The sequence below is a fragment of the Brachybacterium sp. AG952 genome (assembly GCF_004362645.1).
GTDB classification, from domain to species: domain Bacteria; phylum Actinomycetota; class Actinomycetes; order Actinomycetales; family Dermabacteraceae; genus Brachybacterium; species Brachybacterium conglomeratum.
Window position 1 is genome coordinate 1 of record NZ_SNXV01000013.1, and the last position, 1,314, is coordinate 1,314.

Below are 1,314 nucleotides of genomic sequence, written 5' to 3' on the forward strand. Positions count from 1 at the left end.
AGGCCGCCTCAACGGGTGAGTGCGACTCCTGAGGAGGGAGTTGCTGATGTTGCCTGCGTCGTTTCGAGCGGAGGTCATCGAGGCAGTCATAGCCGGGAAGCCGGCGATGGTCGCTGCGCGAGAAGCAGGTATGAGCTGTTTCTGGTTGAGGAAGTGGCTGCGGCAGGCTGGGGTGATGCTCAAGCCCGGAAAACCCAGCAGGCACGCCTCGTCCTCGGTCATCCTGCCGCCGGCGGCGAAGAGCTTCGGCGCAGCCTCAGGGCACGGGCGGAGGCTCCAGCTCGCTGACCGAATTCTCATCGAGCTGGGTATCGCCCAGGGCCACAGCCCCGGCGAGATCGCGTCTGGCCTGCGGGTTCATCGCTCGACGGTGTTCCGCGAGATCGCTCGTCACAGCCTGATCGCGGAAGACGGCCGGTGGGGCAATCACGATGCTCATTACAGTGCCGCGCTGGCACAGTTCTGGGCTGATCAGGCCCGGGCGCGCCCGAAGGCGTTCAAGCTCGAGACCCTGCCGTTGCTGCGCCGGATGGTCGTGGCGATGCTGGATCAGAAGCTGTCGCCGCAGCAGGTGAGCGTGCGCCTGCGCCGGTTGTTCCCGGACGATAAGAACATGCAGATCAGTCACGAGGCCCTCTACCAGGCTCTCTACGTCCAGGGCGCGGGGGCGCTGCGGCACGAGCTGAAGGTCGAAGGCGCGATTCGTTCCGGCCGTAAGGGTCGTATCCCGTCCTCGAAGCTGCCGGCCCGGAACAAGCGCAGCTGGCTGGACGGGCACCGGCTAGCCGATCGCGAGGAGATGCTCGCGGCCGAGCACGCGGGCAGGAAGATCCCCGGCCACTGGGAAGGAGACCTGGTCGTGGGGCCGAACAATTCCGGGATCATCACGCTGGTCGAACGGGCCTCCCGGTTCACGCTCCTGGGGCGACTTCCCGGAACTCGTGACTCCACCACCGTGATCGACGTGCTCACCACCATGGTCGAGGACCTGCCCGCGGCGGTGAAACGATCGATCACCTGGGACCAGGGAACCGAGATGGCCCAGCACTCCCGATTCACCGTGGCCACGGGCTGCCCGGTCTTCTTCTGCGATCCTCACTCGCCCTGGCAACGGCCCACGAACGAGAACCTCAACGGCCAGCTCCGCTGGGAATACCCCAAGGGCACCGACTTCAACCACGTCACCGACGACGAACTCCGCACCGTTCAGGACATGCTCAACGCAAGACCCCGAGTCATCCTCGACGGCGCCACCCCCAGTGAGACACTCGACGAACTGATCACCACGGTCGCACTCACCGACTGAAGCGGCCT

Annotated in this window: 1 protein-coding gene; it reads left to right on the forward strand. The window is 65.7% G+C overall.

Features of this window, described 5'->3' with window-relative positions:
* The first annotated feature begins 175 nt into the window (after positions 1 to 175).
* The gene (locus DEU31_RS16650; RefSeq protein WP_208110004.1) at positions 176 to 1,306 is read left to right on the forward strand and encodes an IS30 family transposase; all 1,131 of its coding nucleotides are present in this window, start codon (positions 176 to 178) and stop codon (positions 1,304 to 1,306) included.
* Positions 1,307 to 1,314 lie beyond the last annotated feature (8 nt).